At 66.6% G+C, this 19,620-nt stretch carries 18 protein-coding genes; 14 read left to right on the top strand and 4 right to left on the bottom strand.

The genetic code is table 11. The annotated features are described in order from the left end of the window. Window positions 1-171 precede the first annotated feature (171 nt). Window positions 172-1,296 carry a GNAT family N-acetyltransferase gene (locus ACFX4F_RS04365; protein ID WP_099818425.1) on the top strand — a complete coding sequence of 375 codons (1,125 nt, stop codon included), beginning with the start codon at window positions 172-174 and terminating at the stop codon, window positions 1,294-1,296. 59 nt (window positions 1,297-1,355) lie between these two features. Here ACFX4F_RS04365 and ACFX4F_RS04360 read toward each other — a convergent pair whose 3' ends face one another. Then, window positions 1,356-2,624, bottom strand: a complete 1,269-nt coding sequence (locus ACFX4F_RS04360) for a hypothetical protein (protein ID WP_380652623.1) — start codon at window positions 2,622-2,624, stop codon at window positions 1,356-1,358. Between the two features lie 71 nt (window positions 2,625-2,695). On the opposite strand from ACFX4F_RS04360, the gene aat reads away from it, so the two are divergent. From aat to ACFX4F_RS04345, 3 genes are all read left to right on the top strand, one after another. Then, window positions 2,696-3,436 (top strand): leucyl/phenylalanyl-tRNA--protein transferase, encoded by a 741-nt coding sequence (gene aat / locus ACFX4F_RS04355; RefSeq protein WP_380652646.1) that lies wholly within the window; start codon window positions 2,696-2,698, stop codon window positions 3,434-3,436. Between the two features lie 86 nt (window positions 3,437-3,522). Next, window positions 3,523-3,741 (top strand): translation initiation factor IF-1, encoded by a 219-nt coding sequence (gene infA, locus ACFX4F_RS04350; protein ID WP_005409596.1) that lies wholly within the window; start codon window positions 3,523-3,525, stop codon window positions 3,739-3,741. A 203-nt stretch (window positions 3,742-3,944) separates the two neighbouring features. Further along, window positions 3,945-4,340 carry a hypothetical protein gene (locus ACFX4F_RS04345; RefSeq protein WP_380652620.1) on the top strand — a complete coding sequence of 132 codons (396 nt, stop codon included), beginning with the start codon at window positions 3,945-3,947 and terminating at the stop codon, window positions 4,338-4,340. Window positions 4,341-4,413: 73 nt separating this feature from the next. Here ACFX4F_RS04345 and clpA read toward each other — a convergent pair whose 3' ends face one another. Further along, entirely contained in the window at window positions 4,414-6,696 is a 2,283-nt protein-coding gene (clpA, locus tag ACFX4F_RS04340; protein ID WP_049467362.1) for an ATP-dependent Clp protease ATP-binding subunit ClpA, read from the bottom strand. Window positions 6,697-6,834: 138 nt separating this feature from the next. On the opposite strand from clpA, the gene ACFX4F_RS04335 reads away from it, so the two are divergent. Continuing rightward, complete coding sequence (locus ACFX4F_RS04335; protein ID WP_380652616.1) at window positions 6,835-7,647, top strand: APH(6) family putative aminoglycoside O-phosphotransferase; 813 nt, start codon at window positions 6,835-6,837, stop codon at window positions 7,645-7,647. A 112-nt stretch (window positions 7,648-7,759) separates the two neighbouring features. On the opposite strand, the gene clpS is transcribed toward ACFX4F_RS04335, so the two are convergent. Then, window positions 7,760-8,086: an ATP-dependent Clp protease adapter ClpS gene (clpS, locus tag ACFX4F_RS04330; RefSeq protein WP_025879127.1), complete on the bottom strand. Its 327-nt coding sequence runs from the start codon at window positions 8,084-8,086 to the stop codon at window positions 7,760-7,762. Between the two features lie 113 nt (window positions 8,087-8,199). On the opposite strand from clpS, the gene ACFX4F_RS04325 reads away from it, so the two are divergent. From ACFX4F_RS04325 to ACFX4F_RS04290, 8 genes are all read left to right on the top strand, one after another. Continuing rightward, on the top strand, window positions 8,200-8,688 hold the full coding sequence (locus ACFX4F_RS04325) for a hypothetical protein (protein ID WP_099818420.1): 489 nt from the start codon (window positions 8,200-8,202) through the stop codon (window positions 8,686-8,688). Between the two features lies 1 nt (window position 8,689). After that, window positions 8,690-9,151 (top strand): NUDIX hydrolase, encoded by a 462-nt coding sequence (locus ACFX4F_RS04320; RefSeq protein WP_099818419.1) that lies wholly within the window; start codon window positions 8,690-8,692, stop codon window positions 9,149-9,151. Next, entirely contained in the window at window positions 9,148-10,290 is a 1,143-nt protein-coding gene (gene mnmA, locus ACFX4F_RS04315) for a tRNA 2-thiouridine(34) synthase MnmA (protein WP_380652611.1), read from the top strand. Before ACFX4F_RS04320 ends, mnmA begins: the two co-directional genes overlap by 4 nt. Next, a complete protein-coding gene (hflD, locus tag ACFX4F_RS04310; protein WP_099818418.1) occupies window positions 10,287-10,901 on the top strand; it encodes a high frequency lysogenization protein HflD in 615 nt (204 codons plus the stop codon). Before mnmA ends, hflD begins: the two co-directional genes overlap by 4 nt. 220 nt (window positions 10,902-11,121) lie before the next feature. Beyond that, a complete protein-coding gene (locus ACFX4F_RS04305) occupies window positions 11,122-12,312 on the top strand; it encodes a methyl-accepting chemotaxis protein (protein ID WP_100465318.1) in 1,191 nt (396 codons plus the stop codon). 98 nt (window positions 12,313-12,410) lie between these two features. Beyond that, complete coding sequence (locus ACFX4F_RS04300) at window positions 12,411-12,626, top strand: hypothetical protein (RefSeq protein ID WP_099818416.1); 216 nt, start codon at window positions 12,411-12,413, stop codon at window positions 12,624-12,626. 66 nt (window positions 12,627-12,692) lie between these two features. Then, a complete protein-coding gene (locus tag ACFX4F_RS04295; protein WP_380652606.1) occupies window positions 12,693-13,220 on the top strand; it encodes a hypothetical protein in 528 nt (175 codons plus the stop codon). A 198-nt stretch (window positions 13,221-13,418) separates the two neighbouring features. Then, entirely contained in the window at window positions 13,419-14,504 is a 1,086-nt protein-coding gene (locus ACFX4F_RS04290; protein WP_380652603.1) for a GAD-like domain-containing protein, read from the top strand. 107 nt (window positions 14,505-14,611) lie between these two features. Here the strand turns inward: ACFX4F_RS04290 and ACFX4F_RS04285 are convergent, their stop codons facing one another. Next, a complete protein-coding gene (locus ACFX4F_RS04285) occupies window positions 14,612-17,371 on the bottom strand; it encodes an EAL domain-containing protein (protein WP_380652600.1) in 2,760 nt (919 codons plus the stop codon). Window positions 17,372-17,515: 144 nt separating this feature from the next. On the opposite strand from ACFX4F_RS04285, the gene ACFX4F_RS04280 reads away from it, so the two are divergent. Next, window positions 17,516-19,618 (top strand): PAS domain-containing sensor histidine kinase, encoded by a 2,103-nt coding sequence (locus ACFX4F_RS04280; protein ID WP_099818412.1) that lies wholly within the window; start codon window positions 17,516-17,518, stop codon window positions 19,616-19,618. Window positions 19,619-19,620: the final 2 nt, after the last annotated feature.

Below are 19,620 nucleotides of genomic sequence, written 5' to 3'. Positions count from 1 at the left end.
GGATGCACGCCGCTCATGCAGCGCCCCGCCACCCTGCCCAGCCATGCGCCAGCGATTCCGCACCAGGCGCACACCGATGGAGATTTCAAACTTCCCTCATCCCCAACCAGAACAAACCAACCCGGCCCCGCCAACACCGTTCGTGATCGTCCTGCCCTATCCTTTCTCCCCATGCACTCCGCCCGCTTCCTCGACTCCCTGCAGTCCATTCCCGCCACCGACTGGGATGCCCTGCACGACGGCCGCAACCCGTTCGTCAGCCACGCATTCCTTGCCGGCCTGGAAACCTATGGCTGCCTGCGCGAGGACTGGGGCTGGCAGCCGCAGCATTTCACCCTTTGGGACGGGGACACCCTGGTCGGCGCCCTTCCCGGCTACCTGAAGACCAACTCGCACGGCGAGTTCGTTTTCGACCATGCCTGGGCCAATGCCTATGCGCGCCACGGACGCGACTACTACCCGAAATGGCTCGGCGCTGTGCCGTACTCGCCGGTGACCGGCCCGCGCCTGCTGGCCCGTGACGATTCGCAGCGTGTTGCGCTGCTGACGGCAGTGCGCGAACAGATGCCCGCACTCGGCGTGTCGTCAGCACACATCAATTTCCACACGGCAGCTGACGAGACCGCTTTCGGCGACGACTGGCTGCTGCGCGAGGACATCCAGTTCCAGTGGCAGAACCCGGGCGACTGGAGCACGTTCGAGCAGTTCCTCGGTGCCATGAACCACAAGCACCGCAAGAACATCCGCCAGGAGCGGGCCAAGGTCACCCGACAGGGCATCAGCTTCCGGGTGGTGCATGGCGACGAAGCGAGCCGCGCCGATCTGCAAGCCATGTACCGCTTCTACCTGCAGACCTTCCTGGAATACGGCAACGCGCCAGCGCTGACCGAGGCATTCCTGCGCCATCTGGCAATTTCACTGGGCCGTGGGCTGGTGCTGTTCCTGGCCGGACAGGACGGCGAACCCATTGCCGGTGCGCTGTGCCTGCGTGGTGGCGACACGCTCTACGGCCGTTACTGGGGCGGCGCCACCCTGCCCGGTCTGCACTTCGAGGCCTGCTACTACCAGGGCATCGAATACTGCCTGCGCGAGGGGATAGCCCGCTTCGAGCCTGGCGCGCAGGGCGAGCACAAACTGGCGCGTGGCTTCCTGCCGACCATCGTGCGAAGCCGGCACTGGGTGGCCGATGCGGAGTTTGCCGAGGCGCTGCGCGACTGGTGCCGGCAGGAGCGGCGGGATGTGCGGCGCTACCAGCAGGAACTGCAGGGGCATAGCCCGTTTCGTGCGGAACCGTAGCGCCGGAGAAGCGTGCCAACCAAGGTTGGCACCTACCAGAGCAGTTCAGGGCACTGCGCTCAGGTGCACTGCCAGAAGTGCCCGCTCACCCGGCACTTGCCGCACCAGAAGCTGTAGAGCATGCCGCCACTCCCCCACAGCAACATGCCTTCATTGGTGGTCGGCAACGTTGAGTCGAGCTGCATCACGAAAGGCATCTGCTCGCCGCAGTCGATGCACGCCGGGTAGTGCGCGCTCTGCACCCAGCTCGGCGCGCCGCCCACGCGCGACAGGTTCTGCCGATGATTGGACTGGCCCCAGTCCTGCTGCTGCCAGCGAGGGCTGTCCATCGCAGCAAGACCGACGTCGGCCGGCATCAGGTCGCCGCTGTCGGTGGGATTGACCGGCACTTCGCGGTGCTGGCTGGGGTGGCAGCTCGGCACGCCTTCCGCATCGTGGCGATAGAAGCGCACGGGCGGATCTTCCCAGCCGCAGCAGTCCAGGCACAGGCCCAGGGTGATCGAGCCGGCCGCGCCTTCCTCCAGCGCCGCAGCGTCGGTCTGCAACAGACGCTGCAGCGGTGCATGGCAGCTGCCACACGAGGCGTCGAGCGGGCCGCCCATGTTGCCCGCATGCTGCACCTGACCGCCATTCCAGGTGGGGTGCAGCCGCCAGATCCGCTTGCGCCAGCCCGGCTCTTCGGCCACCTGTGCGCGGTGCTGCCTGCTTCCAAAGCGCAGGTGCAGCGGTTGCTGACCATGCAGGCGGCGCAGCCGAGGGCCATCAGCCAGGCCTGCCCAGTGCGCCCAGACCTGCGCATCCAGGTCGCTCCAGTCGGCCAGGTAGCCACGGGCGGCGGCGTGAGTTTCCGGCTGGGTCGCCAACAGCAGCGCCTTGGCGCGTTCCAGTTCGCGATCGTCATCGGCGTCGGTCAACCGATGCGCCCAGTCCGCCGCGAGCGGCGGCGGCAGCGCCTGCCAGATCTGCGGGGCCAGTTGGATGTCATCTTCGATGGCGACCGCCAGCAGCGCGTCCCAGTCGTCCTGCAGCGTGTGCGGCGCCTGGTAGCTGGCGAACTCCAGCACGCTGGTCAGCAGCTCACTGCGCTCGCCGTCACGATAGCGCCGCCAGGCATCGATACAGACCGGCGCGACAGCTTCATCCGGCAGCAGATCCAGCGCCGTATCGAGAAAGGTGGAGCTGGGCGAGCGGCGCTCCAGCGCCTGCAGCAGCAGCGCGCCAAGTTGGGGGCGGTCTTCGCTGGCCAGGGTCAACAGCATGCCCAGGCTGTCATTGCGTGTGCGCGGCGCATCGTGCGCATCGAGGATGGCGGTGATGGGGTCGCTCATGCGGGGCTCCTTGCCGGTGAAGCGTGATGGTGCCAGACATCGCGTATCGCCACGACGAATACAATGCCGGCATGACCCGTCAGTTGCCCTGGCGCCTGGCCGATGCGCCGGATGCCCCCTTCCCGCCAGCCGAGACCGCGCTGCGCCAACCCGATGGCCTGCTGGCCGTGGGCGGTGACCTGCACCCGCTGCGCCTGCTCAACGCCTATGCCGGCGGCATCTTTCCGTGGTTCAGCGAGGGCGAGCCGATCCTGTGGTGGTCGCCGGACCCGCGCATGGTGTTCCGTACCGACGGTGTGCACCTGAGCAGCAGGTTCCGCCGGCAACTGCGCGGCAGCAACTGGGAAGTGACCGCCGATACCGCCTTCAGCCAGGTGATGCGTGCCTGCGCCAGCGCGCCCCGTCCCGGCCAGGACGGCACCTGGATCAGCCCGGCGATGGTGGATGCCTACAGCCAGCTGCACGACCTGGGTTTCGCGCATTCCTTCGAAGTGTGGGACCGGCAGACGCTGGTCGGCGGCATCTACGGCGTGGCCATCGGCGCGATGTTCTTCGGCGAAAGCATGTTCAGTGGCGCCAGCGGCGGCTCCAAGGTGGCGCTGGCGGCACTGGCACGCACGCTGCACGGCTGGGGTTGGCCACTGATCGATGCGCAGGTGGAGAACCCGCACCTGCTGCGCATGGGTGCCGAGCACCTGCCGCGCGCGCCGTTTCTGGAGCAGGTCCGCAGCGCGGTGCAGGCGCCGGGCCGGGAAGGTGCCTGGACCCAGCTGGTCGGGCGCGTGCCGGCAGCGGATTTTGCCGGGGAATAACACAATCTTTGCAAGCTGGGCGTTTGACGCGTAAAATGCTGCGCCTTAGGCCCAACGTGGCCGTTTTCTGAACCGCACAGGACTACATGTCGAAAGACGATTCCATCGAGTTCGAGGGCACCGTCAGCGAGACGCTGCCGAACACCACTTTCCGCGTTCGTCTGGAAAATGGGCACGAAATCATCGCCCACATCTCCGGCCGCATGCGCAAGAACTACATCCGCATCCTCACCGGTGACCGGGTCAAGGTTGAAATGACCCCGTACGACCTGACCAAGGGTCGTATCACCTACCGAATGAAGTAAGCGGCTGGCGCGTTGCGCCACCCCGACAAGGCCAGCCCTGGACGCTGGCCTTTTGTCATGCCTGAAATCCGGCCCTGCCGGACGGCACCCTGACCGAATGCACCGTGACATCGGTCAGCCATGCTTGCGGCAGATTCGCATTCGCACCGGCGGCGTCATCGTGGCACCCGATCCAGTCCGGATCGCCACCCCCTGCCCCCGCCATGAACACGTCTTCCCTGCCCGCCGGCTTCGCCGCGCTCGCACTCATCACTGCTGCCCTGATCGCACCCGTCGCCCAGGCGGCCGACACGCCGCCAGCCGCCACTGGCGACAGCTGCATTGCCTTGAGCGAGGACCAGCAGATCGTCCGCGCCGGCGCCGATCGCGATGTGCTGCTGCGCAATGGTGACCAGCACTACCGCGTCGTGTTCACTCGCACCTGCAGCAGCGCCGTGACCTCGCGCCGGCTGGCGTTTGAAACCCAGGGCGAGAGCAACCAGCTGTGCGGCGATTCACGCAGCGAGCTGAAGACCGACCGCGCCAGCTGCACGGTCGATCGGATCGAACCTTTGGAAGCCGCTACCTTCAAGCGCATGGCCCGCCAGCGCGGCCGCTGAAGGACTGACACGACAAGGGCGGCCTGCGCCGCCCTGTCGTTGCTTCCGCCGCCAGGCAATGCCCGGCACAGCCTTACTCCACCGTGGCCGGCAACAGTCGTTCCGGCTCGGCCTGCGCCTCGACCACCAGCTCGTCGTTGCGCACGTCGATGCTGACCTTGCCGCCATTGACCAGCTTGCCAAACAGCAGTTCGTCGGCCAGCGGGCGCTTGACCTTGTCCTGCAGCACCCGCGCCATCGGGCGGGCGCCCATCAGCGGGTCGAAGCCGTGGTGGGCCAGCCAGTCGCGCGCGGTCGGGGTGGCCGACAGGCTGACGTGCTTCTCCTGCAGCAGCATCTCCAGCTCGATCAGGAACTTGTCCACCACGCGCAGGATGTGCTCGAAGCCCAACGGCTGGAACTGCACCACCGCATCGAGGCGGTTGCGGAATTCCGGCGTGAACGCGCGACGGATGGTCTCCATCGCATCGGTGGCGTGGTCCTGCTTGGTGAAGCCGATCGAACGCCGCGAGGCCTGCGCCGCGCCGGCATTGGTGGTCATCACCAGCACCACGTTCTTGAAGTTGGCTTCGCGACCGTTGGTGTCGGTCAGCACGCCGCGGTCCATCACCTGCAACAGGATGTTGAAGATGTCCGGGTGCGCCTTCTCGATTTCATCCAGCAGCAGCACGCAGTGCGGCGTCTTGACGATCTTCTCGGTCAGCAGGCCGCCCTGGTCGAAGCCGACGTAGCCCGGAGGCGCACCGATCAGGCGGCTGATCGAATGCGGCTCCATGTACTCGGACATGTCGAAACGGACCAGCTCGATGCCCAGCTGCAGCGCCAGCTGCTTGGTCACCTCGGTCTTGCCGACACCGGTGGGACCGGCGAACAGGAAGTTGCCGATCGGCTTTTCCGGATTGCCCAGGCCCGAGCGCGCCAGCTTGATGGCCGAGGCCAGGGTGCCGATGGCCGGATCCTGGCCGAAGATCACCATCTTCAGGTTGCGCTCCAGATGCTGCAGCACATCCTTGTCAGTGGCACTGACCTGCTTGGCCGGGATGCGCGCCATCTTGGCGACAATGGCCTCGACTTCTTCGACGTCGATCAGCTCCTTGCGCTGCCCTTCCGGCAACAGGCGCTGGCGGGCACCGGCCTCATCGATCACGTCAATGGCCTTGTCCGGCAGCAGGCGGTCGGCGATGTGCTTGACCGACAGGTCGACCGCAGCCTGCAGCGCTTCATCGGCGTAGGTCACGCCGTGGTGGGCTTCGTACTTGGACTTCAGGCCCTGCAGGATCTCGTAGGTCTCGCCCACGGTCGGCTCGACGATGTCGATCTTCTGGAAGCGACGGGCCAGCGCCCGGTCCTTCTCGAAGATGCCGCGGTATTCCTGGAACGTGGTCGAGCCGATGCAGCGCAGCTCGCCCGACGCCAGTGCCGGCTTGATCAGGTTGGAGGCATCCATGGTGCCGCCCGACGCCGAACCGGCGCCGATGATGGTGTGGATCTCGTCGATGAACAGCACCGCATTGGGCACCTTCTTCAACGCGGTCAGCACACCCTTCAGGCGCTTCTCGAAGTCGCCACGGTATTTGGTGCCGGCCACCAGCGCGCCCAGGTCGAGCGAGTAGATGACCGCATCGGCCAGCACGTCCGGCACCGAGCCTTCGACGATGCGCCGGGCCAGGCCCTCGGCAATGGCCGTCTTGCCGACGCCAGCCTCGCCCACGTACAGCGGGTTGTTCTTGCGGCGGCGGCACAGGACCTGGATGGTGCGTTCGATCTCGTCGGCACGGCCGACCAGCGGGTCGATGCGACCGGCGCGGGCCTGTTCGTTGAGGTTACTGGCGAACTCGGTCAGGGCATCGCCCTTCGGCTCGCCCTCGCCCCCTTCCATGCGGCCCTCGCCCTCGGACGAGGACGGCTGCTCGCCTTCCTCACCCAGCTTGGCGATGCCGTGGGACAGATAATTGACCACATCCAGCCGGGTGACGTCCTGCTGGTTGAGGTAATAGACGGCGTGGGAGTCCTTTTCGCCGAAGATGGCGACCAGCACGTTGGCGCCGGTGACCTCCTTCTTGCCGGAGGACTGCACGTGGTACACGGCCCGCTGCAGAACGCGCTGGAAGCCCAGGGTCGGCTGGGTATCGCGGCCATCATCTTCGGCCAGGCGGGACACGGAAGCCTCGATGGCCTGCTCCAGCTCCTGGCGCAGGCGGTCGGCGTCGGCACCACAGGCCTTCAGTACGGCCTGAGCGGACGGGTTGTCGAGCAGTGCCAGCAGCAGGTGTTCGACCGTCATGAACTCATGTCGGGCCTCACGGGCGCGCTTGTAGCACTGGCCGATGGTGTGTTCGAGGTCTTTGCTGAACATGGATTACTCCGGCGGCAGTTGGGGACAATATGCGGCCTGACTACGCGATTTCCATCACCCTAGCGGATTGCGACGTTCAGATGGCGTTAGCAGTGCGAACCGCTTGATCATCGTTCACTCCAGGACAGCACCCTCACCATGAGCGAACCCTACCTGAGCCGCTGGCGATTGCGACGTGATGGTCCTTCGATCCGTACCCCCCATGCCCGGCTCTGCCCGGTGCTGACCGCCTCTGGCGAGGCGGCCATGTTGAAGGTGAGCACGGAGACAGAGGAACAGAACGGCCATCGCCTGCTGCGCTGGTGGAATGGCGACGGCGCCGCACGCCTGCTGGCCCACGAGGGACCGGCGATCCTGATCGAACGGGCGCACGGCGACTCCCTGCGGCAACGTTCGATCAAGGGCGAGGACGACGCCTGCACCATGATCCTGTGCCAGGTCCTGCAGCAGCTGCACCGGCCACGGAGCGCGCCGCCAGAAGATCTGGTCTGCCTGCGTAGATGGTTCGCTGATCTGCTGCAGGCAAGGGCGCCGCTGCCGCCATTGCTGGAACAGTGCAGATCGCTGGCGATGGCACTGCTGGAGGAGGAGCAGGAGATACGGCCACTGCACGGCGACCTGCATCACGACAACGTGCTCGATTTCGGCACGCGGGGCTGGCTGGCGATCGACCCGAAGCGGCTGCTGGGTGACCGCGCGTTCGACTACACCACGATGTTCAGCAACCCGGACCTGTGCGGGCCAGGCATCCACGTGGCAACGCGGCCCGAGCGCTTCCACGCCCGGCTGGAACAGGTCTGCCGGCTGGCCGATATCGAGCGCACGCGACTGCTGCGCTGGATCGCGGCCAGTGCCGGGCTGTCAGCGGTGTGGTTCCGGGATGACGGCGACCCGGCCGACATCGATGAGGCGGTAGCCGGGATGGCCCTGCAGGCGCTGGCGGGGGCGTGACACTCTGCCTGCCCTGGTAGGTGCCCACCTTGGTAGGCACGCTCCATCCGGGGTCGATACGCCCGGGCAGAAAGCAGCCGAGCATCGGCTCGGCTCTACAGATCGTGGGCGGTCAGGCCTTTTCCATCGTGCACAGCAGCGGATGCTGGTTCATCCGCGCGTACTCGTTGACCTGGGCCACCTTGGTCTCGGCCACTTCACGGGTGAACACACCGCAGACGCCACGGCCACGGGTGTGGACGTGCAGCATCACCTGGGTGGCCTTGTCCAGGTCCATGTTGAAGAACTGCTGCAGGACGTCCACGACGAAATCCATCGGGGAGTAGTCGTCATTGAGCAGCATGACCTGATAGAACGGCGGCGGCGCCACTTCCGGGCGCGCGGGCTCCACGGCAACGCCGTGCTCGTGGTGGGAATCGGGGGCGGACTCGCGAGGCATCTGCCGATTATAAGGGGTGAGTCGGCCTTGCGCAGGCCCTGCGCGGAATGGACGGCACGGACGCCCGCCGTCACAATTGCACCTTCCCACACTCTTGGTTTCACAGGATCTTCATGAAAAGGACCCTTCTCTCCGCCCTGCTGATCGCCCTGGCTGCCGCTGGCACCGCTGGCGCTGCGACCACCACTGACAGCGCGAAGGCCGACAAGGCCGTTGCACGTCATCTGGAAAAGCTGGGCTACACCTACGAGGTGGATGAAGACGGCGATTACCAGATGGTGTTCGACGTCGAGGGCGATCGCACCCAGATCGTCTACGTGCGCTCGTCGGTGGAAGACTTCGGCACCCACAACATCCGTGAGATCTGGTCGCCGGGTTACACCTCGCAGACCAAGCAGTTCCCGGTGGCCGTGGCCAACCGCCTGCTGGAAGACTCGCAGGATGCCAAGATGGGCGGCTGGGTGAAGCAGGAGTCGACCGCGATGTTCGTGGTCAAGATCGATGCCGACGCCACCGCCGACCAGCTCAGCGACGCCATCGATGCGGCCATCCGCACCGCCGATGCGATGGAGCTGGAGCTGACCAAGAAGGACGACCTCTGAGTTGAACACCTCGCCGGACCCGCGCTGGGCACCGCACGCAACCGTCGCCACCGTGGTGGTCGACGGCGGCCGGGTGCTGCTGGTTGAAGAGACCATCGAAGGCCGGCAGGTGCTTAACCAGCCGGCCGGGCACCTGGAGCCGGGCGAAAGCCTGGCTGCGGCCGCCCTGCGCGAGACCGTCGAGGAAACCGGCTGGACGGTGGAGCTGACCGCCTTCATCGGCTGCTACCAGTGGACCGCCGGGGACGGCACCCCGTTCCTGCGCTTCTGCTATGCCGCGCGCCCGCTCTCGCATGACCGGGCGCGGCCGCTGGATGCCGGCATCGATCGGGCGCTGTGGATGACCCCGGCCGAACTGCAGGCCGCCGCTGGACGCCAGCGCAGCCCGCTGGTCTGGCAGGTGCTGGCCGACTACCTGGCGGGCCAGCGCTACCCGCTTGCACTGGTCCGGGAGGTCGCATGAGCAGCCCACGGGTGATGGTTGGCGTGTCTGGCGGCGTGGATTCGTCCGTGGCCGCCTGGCGCCTGGTACAGCAGGGCGAGGCCGTGGCCGGTCTGTTCATGCAGAACTGGGCCGACGACGGCAGTGGCGACTGCCGCGCCGAGGACGACCGCCGCGATGCGGTGGCGGTGTGCGGGCTGCTGGGCATCCCGTTCCATTTCCGCGATTTCTCCAACGAATACTGGCAGGGGGTGTTCGAACACTTCCTGGCAGAGTACGCCGCCGGCCGCACGCCCAACCCGGACGTGCTGTGCAACCGCGAAGTGAAGTTCAAGCACTTCCTCGATGCTGCCCGCGAGCTGGGCGCCGAGCGCATCGCCACCGGCCACTACGCGCGCATTGCCCAGCGCGGGCATCAATGGCTGCTGCTGCGCGGTGCCGATCGCTCCAAGGACCAGAGCTACTTCCTGCACCAGCTGGGGCAGGAACAACTGGCGGCCACGCTGTTCCCGATTGGTGATCTGGAAAAGAGCGACCTGCGCCGGATTGCCCGCGACGTGAGCCTGCCGACCCACGCCAAGAAGGATTCCACCGGCATCTGCTTCATCGGCGAGCGCGATTTCCGCGAGTTCCTCGGTCGTTACCTGCCGGCCAAGACCGGGCAGATCCTCGACCCCAGCGATGGCAGCGTGATCGCCGAGCATCCAGGCGTGTTCTATTTCACCCTGGGCCAGCGCGAAGGCCTGAACATCGGCGGCGTGCGCGGCCGCCCTGCCGCTCCCTGGTATGTGGTCGGCAAGGACGTGGCCAGCAACGCGCTGTACGTGGACCAGGACCGTGACAGCCCATGGATGCTGTCCAACCGGCTGCGCTCGGAGACCGCGCACTGGATTGCCGGCGCGCCACCGGCACGGCGTTTTGAATGCACCGCGCAGACCCGCTACCGCCAGCCGGACGAGCCGTGCACGGTGGACGTGCTGGACGACGGCAGCGTGCAGGTTTCCTTCGCCCGGCCGCAGCGTGCAGTCACCCCCGGGCAATCCCTGGTGCTGTATGACGGTGAGGTCTGCCTGGGTGGCGCGGTGATCGCCGCCACCGACGCGCCGCTGGAACAGCGCCTGCGCACCACCCCTTCTCCTTTTGAGGTACTCGCTGCATGAGTTTCACTGTCGACGACCGCGTTCTGGCTTTGGCCGGCATTGCCCAGGCCCTGCAGCAGGTACGCCGTATCGCCGATACCGGCCATTCCGACGCCGCCGCCGTGCGCACCGCCGTGGACAGCGTGTTCCGCATCGATGCATCCTCGCCGCAGGCAGTGTTTGGGGATCGGCATGCGCTGAAATCCGGCCTGCGCCTGCTGCACAATTATTTCCGCAGCCAGGGCCAGGATCCGATCCTGCCCAAGCTGGCCCTGTCGGTACTGCAGCTGGAGCGACGCTTCGTGCAGGACGGCGCCACCGTGAACAAGGTCGCCTCGGGTATCGAGCGCGCCCAGCGCCAGGCCACCGAGCTGGGTGACAGTGGCCACCCGGAAGTACTGGCCGCGCTGGGCGGGCTGTATGCAGACACCATCAGTCACCTCAAGCCGCGGGTGATGGTGCAGGGCAACCCGCACTACCTCGGCCAGGCTGGCGTTGTGGCCGAGATCCGCGCGCTGCTGCTGGCCGCCGTGCGCGCCGCGGTGCTGTGGCGGCAGCTGGGTGGCAGCTACTGGGACTTCCTGCTCAGCCGCAAGGCCATGGTCGAGGCGGTGGATCGCCAGCTGGCCTGACGCTGTGGGTCAGAGCCCTTTTCCGTGGAAAAGGGATCCGACCCCGCCAACCGACCGCCCGGGGTCGGACCCCTTTCCCGCAGGGAAAGGGCTCTGCTCCCCCAGACCGCCCGACCGCGCCGGAAAACCGGCGCATTCAGAATGCATTTCAAAGCACATCGACGTTAAAGAGAAAGGGGGTACGGCCGATACATCCTCCGTGCACCTCCCGAGAACGTCCATGTACTCACGCATTTTCATCCGTCTGGCCGCCCCCCTGGCTCTGACCCTGCTGCTCCCCTTCGCCATCGGTTTCGAATGGCCGGTCGCCCTGCGTTGGGCGATCCTGACCACGATGACGCTGAGCTGGCTCGGCTTTGCGTGGTGGACCGCCCGCGCCCAGGCGCACCGCTCGCCGGAACATGCCCGTGTCCTGCGTGAGCAGGACCAGCTGCTGACCGAGCTGCGCAACTTCGTCGGCAACGAGATCGACGGTTCGCGTGGCGAAGTGGAACGCGCCCGCGACCTGATCCGCCAGGCCGTCTCCAGCCTCGGTGGCAGCTTCGATGCCATGAACCGCAAGTCGCGCCAGCAGAGCCAGGCGCTGTCGCGCATCGTCGACCGCGCCGGTGACGAAGGCGGCGCCGGCCTCGACGTTGCCCGCTTCGCCCAGCACGCCAGCCACCGCATGGAACAGCTGGTGGAAGCGCTGGAACAGGTCAGCGGCCAGAGCAGCACCACCGTGCAGCACATCGACCAGATGGCGCAGCACCTGGATGGCATCTTCGCGCTGCTGGAAGACGTCAAGTCGATCGCCGACCAGACCAACCTGCTGGCCCTGAACGCCGCCATCGAAGCTGCGCGCGCCGGTGAAGCCGGTCGTGGTTTCGCCGTGGTCGCCGACGAGGTCCGCAACCTGTCAGAGCGTTCGACCACCTTCAACGAGCAGATCCGCAAGCTGGCACACAGCTCCAAGGACGCCATCGCCAAGGTCCGCGAAACGGTTTCGCACATGGCCTCGCGCGATATGGACCGCTCCCGTGAAGCGCGCCAGGAAGCGGCGGCGATGCTCGACAACGTGGCGCAGATCAATGCGTCGCTGGGCGACGGCATGCGCGAAGTGTCCGACTGCGCCCGCTCGATCGATGGCAGTGTGGCCGAAGCCGTGCGCGCCCTGCAGTTTGAGGACATCGCCACCCAGGCGCTGGGCGGCGTGCATACCCACCTGGACCGCCTGACCGCGATCAATCGCGAAGCGGTGGCCCTGCAGGAACTGCTGCATCGCAATGGCGGCGTGTTCGACGAAGAAATCGCCTCTGCCCTGCAGCGCACCGGCAACCGCCTGCGCGAACTGCGCAGCGAATGGGAACGCCCGCCGCACAAGCCGGTTGCCCAGCAGAGCATGGCCGCCGGCGCGGTCGAGCTGTTCTGATCCTGATGTCCGCTGCCTCTCCCGGCAGAGTGCAAGGCCCCGGTTCTGCCGGGGCCTTTGCGTGTGACCCGCCTTTGGATGCATCCTGCAAGCGCACCATGACCCTGATCCGTGCCCTGCCCCCGATCAACGAGAACGAGCGTCCGCGCAATGCGGGCGTCCGTGAGCAGCTGCGACAGCTGGAAGATGTGGCCCGGGAAGAAATGCAGGAGCTGCAGAAGCTGGCCGACGCGCGCCCTGCCCCGGTTGTGGCCGGCGACGACCTGCTGGGGTTGGCCTGGGACCTGGGGCTGGATGGGGATGCGCTGAAGTAGATCCACGCCATGCGTGGATGCGACTTCCCCGTGGCATGATGCGCCGGTCCCGTTCATGGAAGACCGATGGCCATCGCCCTGATTACCCTGCTGCTGGTCGAAATTCTGCTGCTGGTGATGTGGGCGCCATTCTTCTTCCGTACCGGCATCGTCCTGTTCAACCAACGCATTGCCGCTACGCCTGCAGAGCTGGCCCAGCTTTCGCTGGCCGGCCTGGAGCATGACCTGCCGACCGACGCCTGGTTGCGTCTGGCGTTCCGCGCGCTGCCGGACGGCAGTGTCGCCTTTCGCGAGAGCTTCGCACCCAGCTTCGGAGGTCGCTATTTTCCGCTGATGCGCGGCCGGGTGATGATCGACGCGCGGCGCCGGGAGGTGCGGGTGGTCGGGCTGTGCAGCTGGTTCGCGCTGGGCCTGACGCTGATGCTGGTGCCGATCATTCTGGCCCGGCCAGCGGCGTGGCCGATGCTGGTGGCCCTGCTGCTGTTCTATATGGGCTTTTACATCCAGCGGCGACGCTATGCAGACGTGGTCGAAGCGGTGCGCGCACGGCTGCGGTCCGAACTCCCGCAGCGGCTGGTTGCCGCGCCAAAGTAGATCCACGCCATGCGTGGATGAACGCTCGCGCAGGCATCAGTGCCCACCAAGGCCGGCATCTACCAGAGCAGTGTAGATCCACCCCATGCGTGGATGGATCCGAGAGAGCTATACAGTTTCGGATTGTTTGCATGGACCTCGGCCAATCCGCCGCTCATCGTGATGGGCCGATTCCAGTTCAGATAAGACTGCAGCTCGATGACCAGCATGGCCCTCTGCCTTTCAGTTGCATTGCAGCTTCCGGCAACACCCTACCCATTGACCATTGATCCCAACTCCCTCGCGGCGCTTCAGCAGGCACTGCAGACATTTGGAGCGTTCCAGCAGCCCTACTCCGCTCCGATCGACCCGTACGATCCTGACGCGGGTGTGATCGACGCAGCAGTCGAGGTGGCCGCGGGATGTGTGCAGGACGGTCCGCCAGTCATCATTCTTGACGATGATGCCGAACAGGAACCGCGGCGCTATCTGGTGCTGAACGAGCCATGGCAAAGCCTTCCGGCGGGAACGTTGTTGCTTGTCTCTGGAGACAAAGCGACCGTCATTTCAGGTCTGGAGTGGAACCCGGAGCTTGCACGGGCCGAGATGATGTTGACCTTTCTCGACCTGCTGCCGAACGACCCGGAAGCCAGGGGCCGCCCCGAGGCTTGCTCGCCAGCCACGGATTTCGATGCCCCAGATCCGTTCATGAAGAGCGTTCTGGATCAACTCAGCACCCACTCTCCAGGATCGCCTGTCACCGAAGCCACGCTGGCCCTATGGAGGGGCAGGCTTCCGGATGCATTGCTGGCACTGTGGCAGCGCGACGGACTTGCGCGCTATCACGATGATCGACTGACGATGGTCAACCCTGAGCACTATGCAGCCCTGCTCGATGTTTTCCTGGCGGACAGCCCGCTGTCGGGCAAGGACAGTTTCCATACCTACGCGATTTCGCCGTTTGGCCAGATGTTCTTTTGTGGTGAGCGTACCGGCGTCGAGTTGATGCTTGAGCCGCACGAAGGCTGCCTGTGCGCGCCTGCGGCGATGACCGTCCGAACAAGCAGCATCGACCGGAACAGTCGCCTGCACGACTTCCTGCTGACATTGGATGATTCCGAAATGGATGTCCTTGCCGAGGACGGAGAACCAATGCTCTGGCGAGCCCGTGAGATGTTGGGGCCACTGGGCGACGGAGAGGTTTATACCTCGACGGAGCCCGTAGCAGAGTACGGCTGGCGGCTAAGCAGCCTGGTAAAACGCAAGGCGCTGGATGTGCTCGCAGAGCTCGCAGAGCGTCGCTGAGAGCAGGCACCTTGACGCGCGTGCAGGCAACCGTGCCGACCAACGGTCGGCACCCACCAAGACCTGTTGCACCGTGCGGGCACCCACCAAAGGAAGGCCGCGGCGCCTCAACGCGCCAGCACCACTTCGCTGGCGGCGTCGGTGCGGCCTGGTGCGAGGTGCTGCTGACGCAGCCACTGCGCCAGGTCGCGCGGGCTGAGCGGGCGTGAGTACAGGTAGCCCTGGATCTCATCGCAGCCCTGCCGGCGCAGCATGTCTTCCTCCTGGTGCGTTTCCACGCCCTCGGCCACCACCTTCATGCCCAGCGCATGGCCCAGGTGCACGATCGCCTGGGTGACTTCGGCGGTACCGGAATCATGCAGCATGCCCTGCACGAAGCTGCGATCGATCTTCAGCCGGCCGACCGGGAAGCGGTTGAGGTAGTTGAGGTTGGAGAAGCCGGTACCGAAGTCATCGACCGCCAGCGGCACGCCATGCCGTTCAAGCACATCGAAGCAGTGGCGCAGGATGTCGGTGTCACGGATCAGGGCAGACTCGGTCAGTTCCAGTTCCAGCCGCTGCGGCGGCCAGCCGTGCGCGTGGCAGATTTCGATCACGCGCTCGGCGAAACCGCGATCACGCAGCTGCACCGCCGACACGTTCACGGCAATGCGCTCGAAATGCAGGCCGGCACGGTCCCATGCTGCCGCTTGGCGACAGGCTTCGGACAACACCCAGTCACCGATGCGGACGATCTCGCCGCATTTTTCGGCAATCGGAATGAACTCCGCAGGGCTGCAGTAGCCGATGCCCGGACGATGCCAGCGCAGCAGTGCCTCGATCGCCGGCGGCTCGCCGTGATGGGCGTGCAGCAGCGGCTGGTAGGCCAGGCTGAACTCATCGCGTTCGATGGCGCCATGCAGGCCGTGCTCGATCTCCAGCCGCCGCTGGATCCGCGCCAAGGCGTCCTGGCTGTAGTACTGATAGGTATTGCGACCGGCTTCCTTGGCCGCGTACATCGCCGCGTCGGCTGCGCGCAGCAGCGAATCGAAGTCGGTCTGGCTCTCGCCGAGCATGGCGATGCCCACGCTGGCGCCCACCTTCAAGGTGGTGTCGCCACGGCGCAGCGGTTCGGCCAGCGAGTTGATCAGCTTGCGGGCTACGTGCCCGGCATCTTCCGGCTCCGCCAGGTCGCGCAGCACCACGATGAACTCGTCGCCGCTGAAACGGCCGAACAGGTCGTTGTTGCGCAGGTTCTGGTGCAGCCGGGTCGCGGCGGCCTTCAGCAGCGCATCGCCGGTGGCATGGCCGAAGCTGTCGTTGATGTTCTTGAAGCCATCCAGGTCGATGAACAGCATGGCCAGCGAGGTACCGCGATCGCGCGCTTCCTCGATGGCCTCCGACGTCTGCTCACCCAACAGGACGCGGTTGGGCAGCCCGGTCAGCAGATCGTAATGGGCAAGAAGCTCGATGCGTTCGTTGGCTTCGCGCTCGCGGGTGATGTCACGGAACAGGACCACGAAGCGCGGCGGCAGTCCATCGCGACGGTCCAGTTCGATCAGCACCTGTACCCATACGCGCAGGCCGGATTGGCGGTAGAAGCACAGATCCAGCTGCTCGGGCAGGCCGCCCCCAGCGATCCGCCCCAGCGCAGCCTCAAAGGCTGCACGCGAGTCCTCGGCATACAGCGCGAGCGCCTGGTCGAGGGTGATCGGCTCCTTGCGCAGGCCGTGGATGCGATAGCACTCCTCGGTCCATTGCATGTTGCGCGTGGCAACTTCGATCTCGCAGCCGCCGATGCGGCCCAGGGCGGATACGCGGTTGAGCAGCTCGGTGCGCCAGCGGATGAGCGCGTCGGTCTGGTGCTGCTCGGTGATGTTCTGCACCTGCCCCAGCAAGCGCTTGGGCTGGCCGTCCATGTCCAGCAGCGGTTGCATCCACAGCCGCAGATGCTGCGAGGGTTCGTTGCCGCGGGTCAGTTCCAGTTCGATGTTGGCAGCCCGGCCATCACGCCACAGGCGGCGCCAGGCGGCACGCAGAGCACCGCGTGAGCGCGGGTGCAGCTGCTTCAGCCAGCGTCGCTGCCCCGGAATGCTGCCGTGCTGCAGCGCCAGCAGCGAGCGCAGCTCCGGCGACCACCAGAAATGGCGGCTGTGCGGATCGAACGACCAGCTGCCCATGCTGGCGATGCGCTGGGCTTCGCGCAGATGCAGCTGCTGCTCCTGCAGCATGGCTTCCAGCTGCTTCTGCTGTTCGATGTCGGTATGGGTGCCGACCATGCGCAGCGGCTGGCCATCGGCGGTACGCGCGACCACCCGGCCACGGTCCAGCACCCATCGCCACTGGCCATCGGCCTGGCGGAAACGGAACTGGGCGCTGTACTGCTCACTGACGCCCTGCAGATGTTCATCCAGCGCGGCACGCACCTGGGTGATGTCGTCGGCGTGCACGCGCGCCAGTATCTGGGTGGCGGTTTCCTCGCCCAGCGCAGGCGTGCGGGACACCCGATCGCTGGGGATGTCCCAGTCCCACAGGCTGTGGCCAGCGCTGTCCAGCGCCAGCTCCCAGCGACCACCGCCGTCGATCGGTACCGGCTCGGGCACGCTGAGGGTGAAGGCGAGCAGATTGCCGCTGCCGTCATGCACGGCGCGCAGGTGGCCATCGTAATGGCCGCGTGGGCCGCCCGGCAGCGTGCAGGCGACGATGCCACCGTCGGCGGCCAGCAGGCGCAGGTCCTCCAGCATCGGCGCGTAGGCGGCCACCGTGGCCGGCAGGCCGTGCTCGCGCGCGGCCGGATTGGCCGCGAGCGGGCGACCGCTACGGTCGACGATGACCAGCGCCGAGGCGAGCGGATGCTGCAGCAGGCTGGCGATGATCCCTTGGTCCACGCGATCTTGCTCCGGATGAAACGCCCGACAGCGGGGCACGCAGTGGTTAACGGCGCCTGCGGCGGATAATTGAGTGGCCAGGGCACACCTGCGCGGTAAGATGACCGGCACCCCCTCATCCCTGCCCTCCTGCCTGCCCTGTCCATGCCCGTAGAACCGACCGGCACTGCCCCTGTTCCCGACCCGCGGATGGCGCAGGCGCTGGGTCGCGACCGTCGGCGCGTGGTGCTGAGCTACCTGGCAATGGCGCTGGCGTGGATGATCGCCAGCGACGGTGCGGTGACGGCCCTCGTGCCGGACCCGCAACAGGCAGCACTGTGGCAGAGCGTGAAGGGCGCATTCTTCGCCCTGGCCAGCGCGGGCCTGCTGTACCTGCTGCTGCGGCCGCTGGCCGAGCATGTGCTGCACACCCATGCCCGCCTGCAGGCCTCCGAGCTGCGCCTGCGGCAGATGTTCGAAGGCAACCCGGGCCCGATCCTGGTCTATGACCTGGACACGCTGGCCATCCTCGATGCCAATCCTGCCGCCTGCAGCACCTTCGGCTGGGACCGCGATTCGCTTCTGACGCAGACCATCGATGTGCTCTGGCCACCAGGCCAGGACCAGGCGTTGCAGACCAAGCTGGAGGAGATCCGCGAGGCACCCGAGCAGCTGTGCATCCTGCGCGCGCAGTTGCAGCTGCGCGACGGCAGCCTGCGGCAGATGGAACTGCGCTCGAACGCGATCGACTACGACGGGCACACTGCGCGCCTGCTGATCGCCATCGACCGCACCGCCGAAGACCTGGCCCAGCTGCGGCGCGACCAGGCACTGGCGCGGGTGGAAGAAGCCCACGAACTGGCCCGGATCGGCGCGTGGGAGCTGGACCCGTCCACCGGCCAGGGCCGCTACTCCAACCAGGTCTATCGCCTGCTCGGCCGTCGCCCGCCCGAAGCGCGACGCTGGCACCGTTTCGACGAACTGCTGGTGGCAGCCGACCCGGCCACCGCGGCACAGACCGAGCAGGTGCTGGCCGAGCTGTGCTCGGGTGAGCAGGTGCAGGTGGATGTGCTGCTGCCAGTCCTGGCAATGGATGGCCGCGCGCTGATGGTGCACCTGCGTGCCGCCAGCGGTGTGGATGAGGCTGGCCGTGACCGGATCCTGGGCACCCTGCAGGACGTAACCGAGCGCGAACAGTCGCGGCGCCTGCTGCGCGAACGCGAGGAGCAGTTCCGCGAGCTGGTGCGGGTACTGCCCGATGGCGTGGTGATCCTGTCCGACGAACATGTGCTGTATGCCAATGCATGGGCGGCCAGCCTGTTCGGCTACGGCAGCCACACGCTGCTGGGCGAACCGCTGTCGGCCCTGGTGGCAGGCGCCGATCTGGCCCGCACGCGCGCGCAGATGCGCGCCGGACAGCCCCATCACAGCCCGGGCCACAGCAGTGTGGTGGCGATGCAGCGTGCCGATGGCCGCAGCTTCCAGGCGGGCCTTGCAGTGGGCGACGTGCGCTATGGCGGGCGCGACTGCAAGCTGCTGATCGTGCGCGACCTGAGCGAATCGGAACAGACCCGCAGTGCGCTGGAGACCAGCAACCGCGAGCTGCAGGCGATGGCCGGCCGCTTGTTCTCGCTGCAGGAGGACGAGCGGCGGGCAATCTCGCGCGACCTGCACGATGACATCGGCCAGGCGATCACCGCGATCAAGCTTTCGGCCTATGCGGCGCAGGACGAGGACGATGCGCAACGGCGCGGCGAGGACCTGGCGCAGATCGTCAGCCTGGCCGATACCACCGTCGCCAAGCTGCGCGACATCTCCACCCTGCTGCGGCCGCCGCAGCTGGATGCACTGGGCCTGGAGGCAGCATTGAGCTGGCAGGCGCGGGTGCTGTTCCGCTCGTCCAGCGTCGAGCTGCAGGCCGAGATCGAATCGCTGCCCACGCGCCCGGACAACAGCATCGAACAGGCCTGTTTCCGCATCGCTCAGGAAAGCCTGACCAACGTGCTGCGCCACGCGCGCGCCAGCCAGGTGGTGCTGCAGCTGCGCGATGTCGACCAGCGCGGGCTGCACCTGATGATCCGTGACGATGGCGAAGGGTTCGACCCGGATGGCCCGCGCGGCCTGGGCCTGATCGTGATGCGCGAGCGCGCGCAGAGCGTGGGCGGCCATGTGCGGATCGAGTCGGCGCATGGCGCCGGTACCCTCGTCGATGTCCACCTTCCTTACCAGGCCGCTGTTACGGCGGCCGTCGAGTCAGCGGAATACTGAGC

This window comes from Stenotrophomonas sp. YIM B13575 (genome assembly GCF_042787595.1).
Classification (GTDB): domain Bacteria; phylum Pseudomonadota; class Gammaproteobacteria; order Xanthomonadales; family Xanthomonadaceae; genus Stenotrophomonas; species Stenotrophomonas lactitubi_B.
The sequence above is the reverse complement of the archived record's forward strand: the minus strand, read 5'-3'. Positions and strand labels throughout refer to the sequence as shown.

What these genes read in the sequence shown, in the direction of transcription:
- clpA (WP_049467362.1), bottom strand. Translation starts at nt 6,696, where the DNA reads ATGTTCAGCAAAGACCTCGAACACACCATCGGCCAGTGCTACAAGCGC.
- ACFX4F_RS04295 (WP_380652606.1), top strand. Translation starts at nt 12,693, where the DNA reads ATGGCCATCGCCCTGATTACCCTGCTGCTGGTCGAAATTCTGCTGCTG.
- aat (WP_380652646.1), top strand. Translation starts at nt 2,696, where the DNA reads ATGACCCGTCAGTTGCCCTGGCGCCTGGCCGATGCGCCGGATGCCCCC.
- hflD (WP_099818418.1), top strand. Translation starts at nt 10,287, where the DNA reads ATGAGTTTCACTGTCGACGACCGCGTTCTGGCTTTGGCCGGCATTGCC.
- clpS (WP_025879127.1), bottom strand. Translation starts at nt 8,086, where the DNA reads ATGCCTCGCGAGTCCGCCCCCGATTCCCACCACGAGCACGGCGTTGCC.
- ACFX4F_RS04280 (WP_099818412.1), top strand. Translation starts at nt 17,516, where the DNA reads ATGCCCGTAGAACCGACCGGCACTGCCCCTGTTCCCGACCCGCGGATG.
- ACFX4F_RS04325 (WP_099818420.1), top strand. Translation starts at nt 8,200, where the DNA reads ATGAAAAGGACCCTTCTCTCCGCCCTGCTGATCGCCCTGGCTGCCGCT.
- ACFX4F_RS04345 (WP_380652620.1), top strand. Translation starts at nt 3,945, where the DNA reads ATGAACACGTCTTCCCTGCCCGCCGGCTTCGCCGCGCTCGCACTCATC.
- ACFX4F_RS04290 (WP_380652603.1), top strand. Translation starts at nt 13,419, where the DNA reads ATGACCAGCATGGCCCTCTGCCTTTCAGTTGCATTGCAGCTTCCGGCA.
- ACFX4F_RS04360 (WP_380652623.1), bottom strand. Translation starts at nt 2,624, where the DNA reads ATGAGCGACCCCATCACCGCCATCCTCGATGCGCACGATGCGCCGCGC.
- infA (WP_005409596.1), top strand. Translation starts at nt 3,523, where the DNA reads ATGTCGAAAGACGATTCCATCGAGTTCGAGGGCACCGTCAGCGAGACG.
- ACFX4F_RS04305 (WP_100465318.1), top strand. Translation starts at nt 11,122, where the DNA reads ATGTACTCACGCATTTTCATCCGTCTGGCCGCCCCCCTGGCTCTGACC.
- mnmA (WP_380652611.1), top strand. Translation starts at nt 9,148, where the DNA reads ATGAGCAGCCCACGGGTGATGGTTGGCGTGTCTGGCGGCGTGGATTCG.
- ACFX4F_RS04300 (WP_099818416.1), top strand. Translation starts at nt 12,411, where the DNA reads ATGACCCTGATCCGTGCCCTGCCCCCGATCAACGAGAACGAGCGTCCG.
- ACFX4F_RS04365 (WP_099818425.1), top strand. Translation starts at nt 172, where the DNA reads ATGCACTCCGCCCGCTTCCTCGACTCCCTGCAGTCCATTCCCGCCACC.
- ACFX4F_RS04335 (WP_380652616.1), top strand. Translation starts at nt 6,835, where the DNA reads ATGAGCGAACCCTACCTGAGCCGCTGGCGATTGCGACGTGATGGTCCT.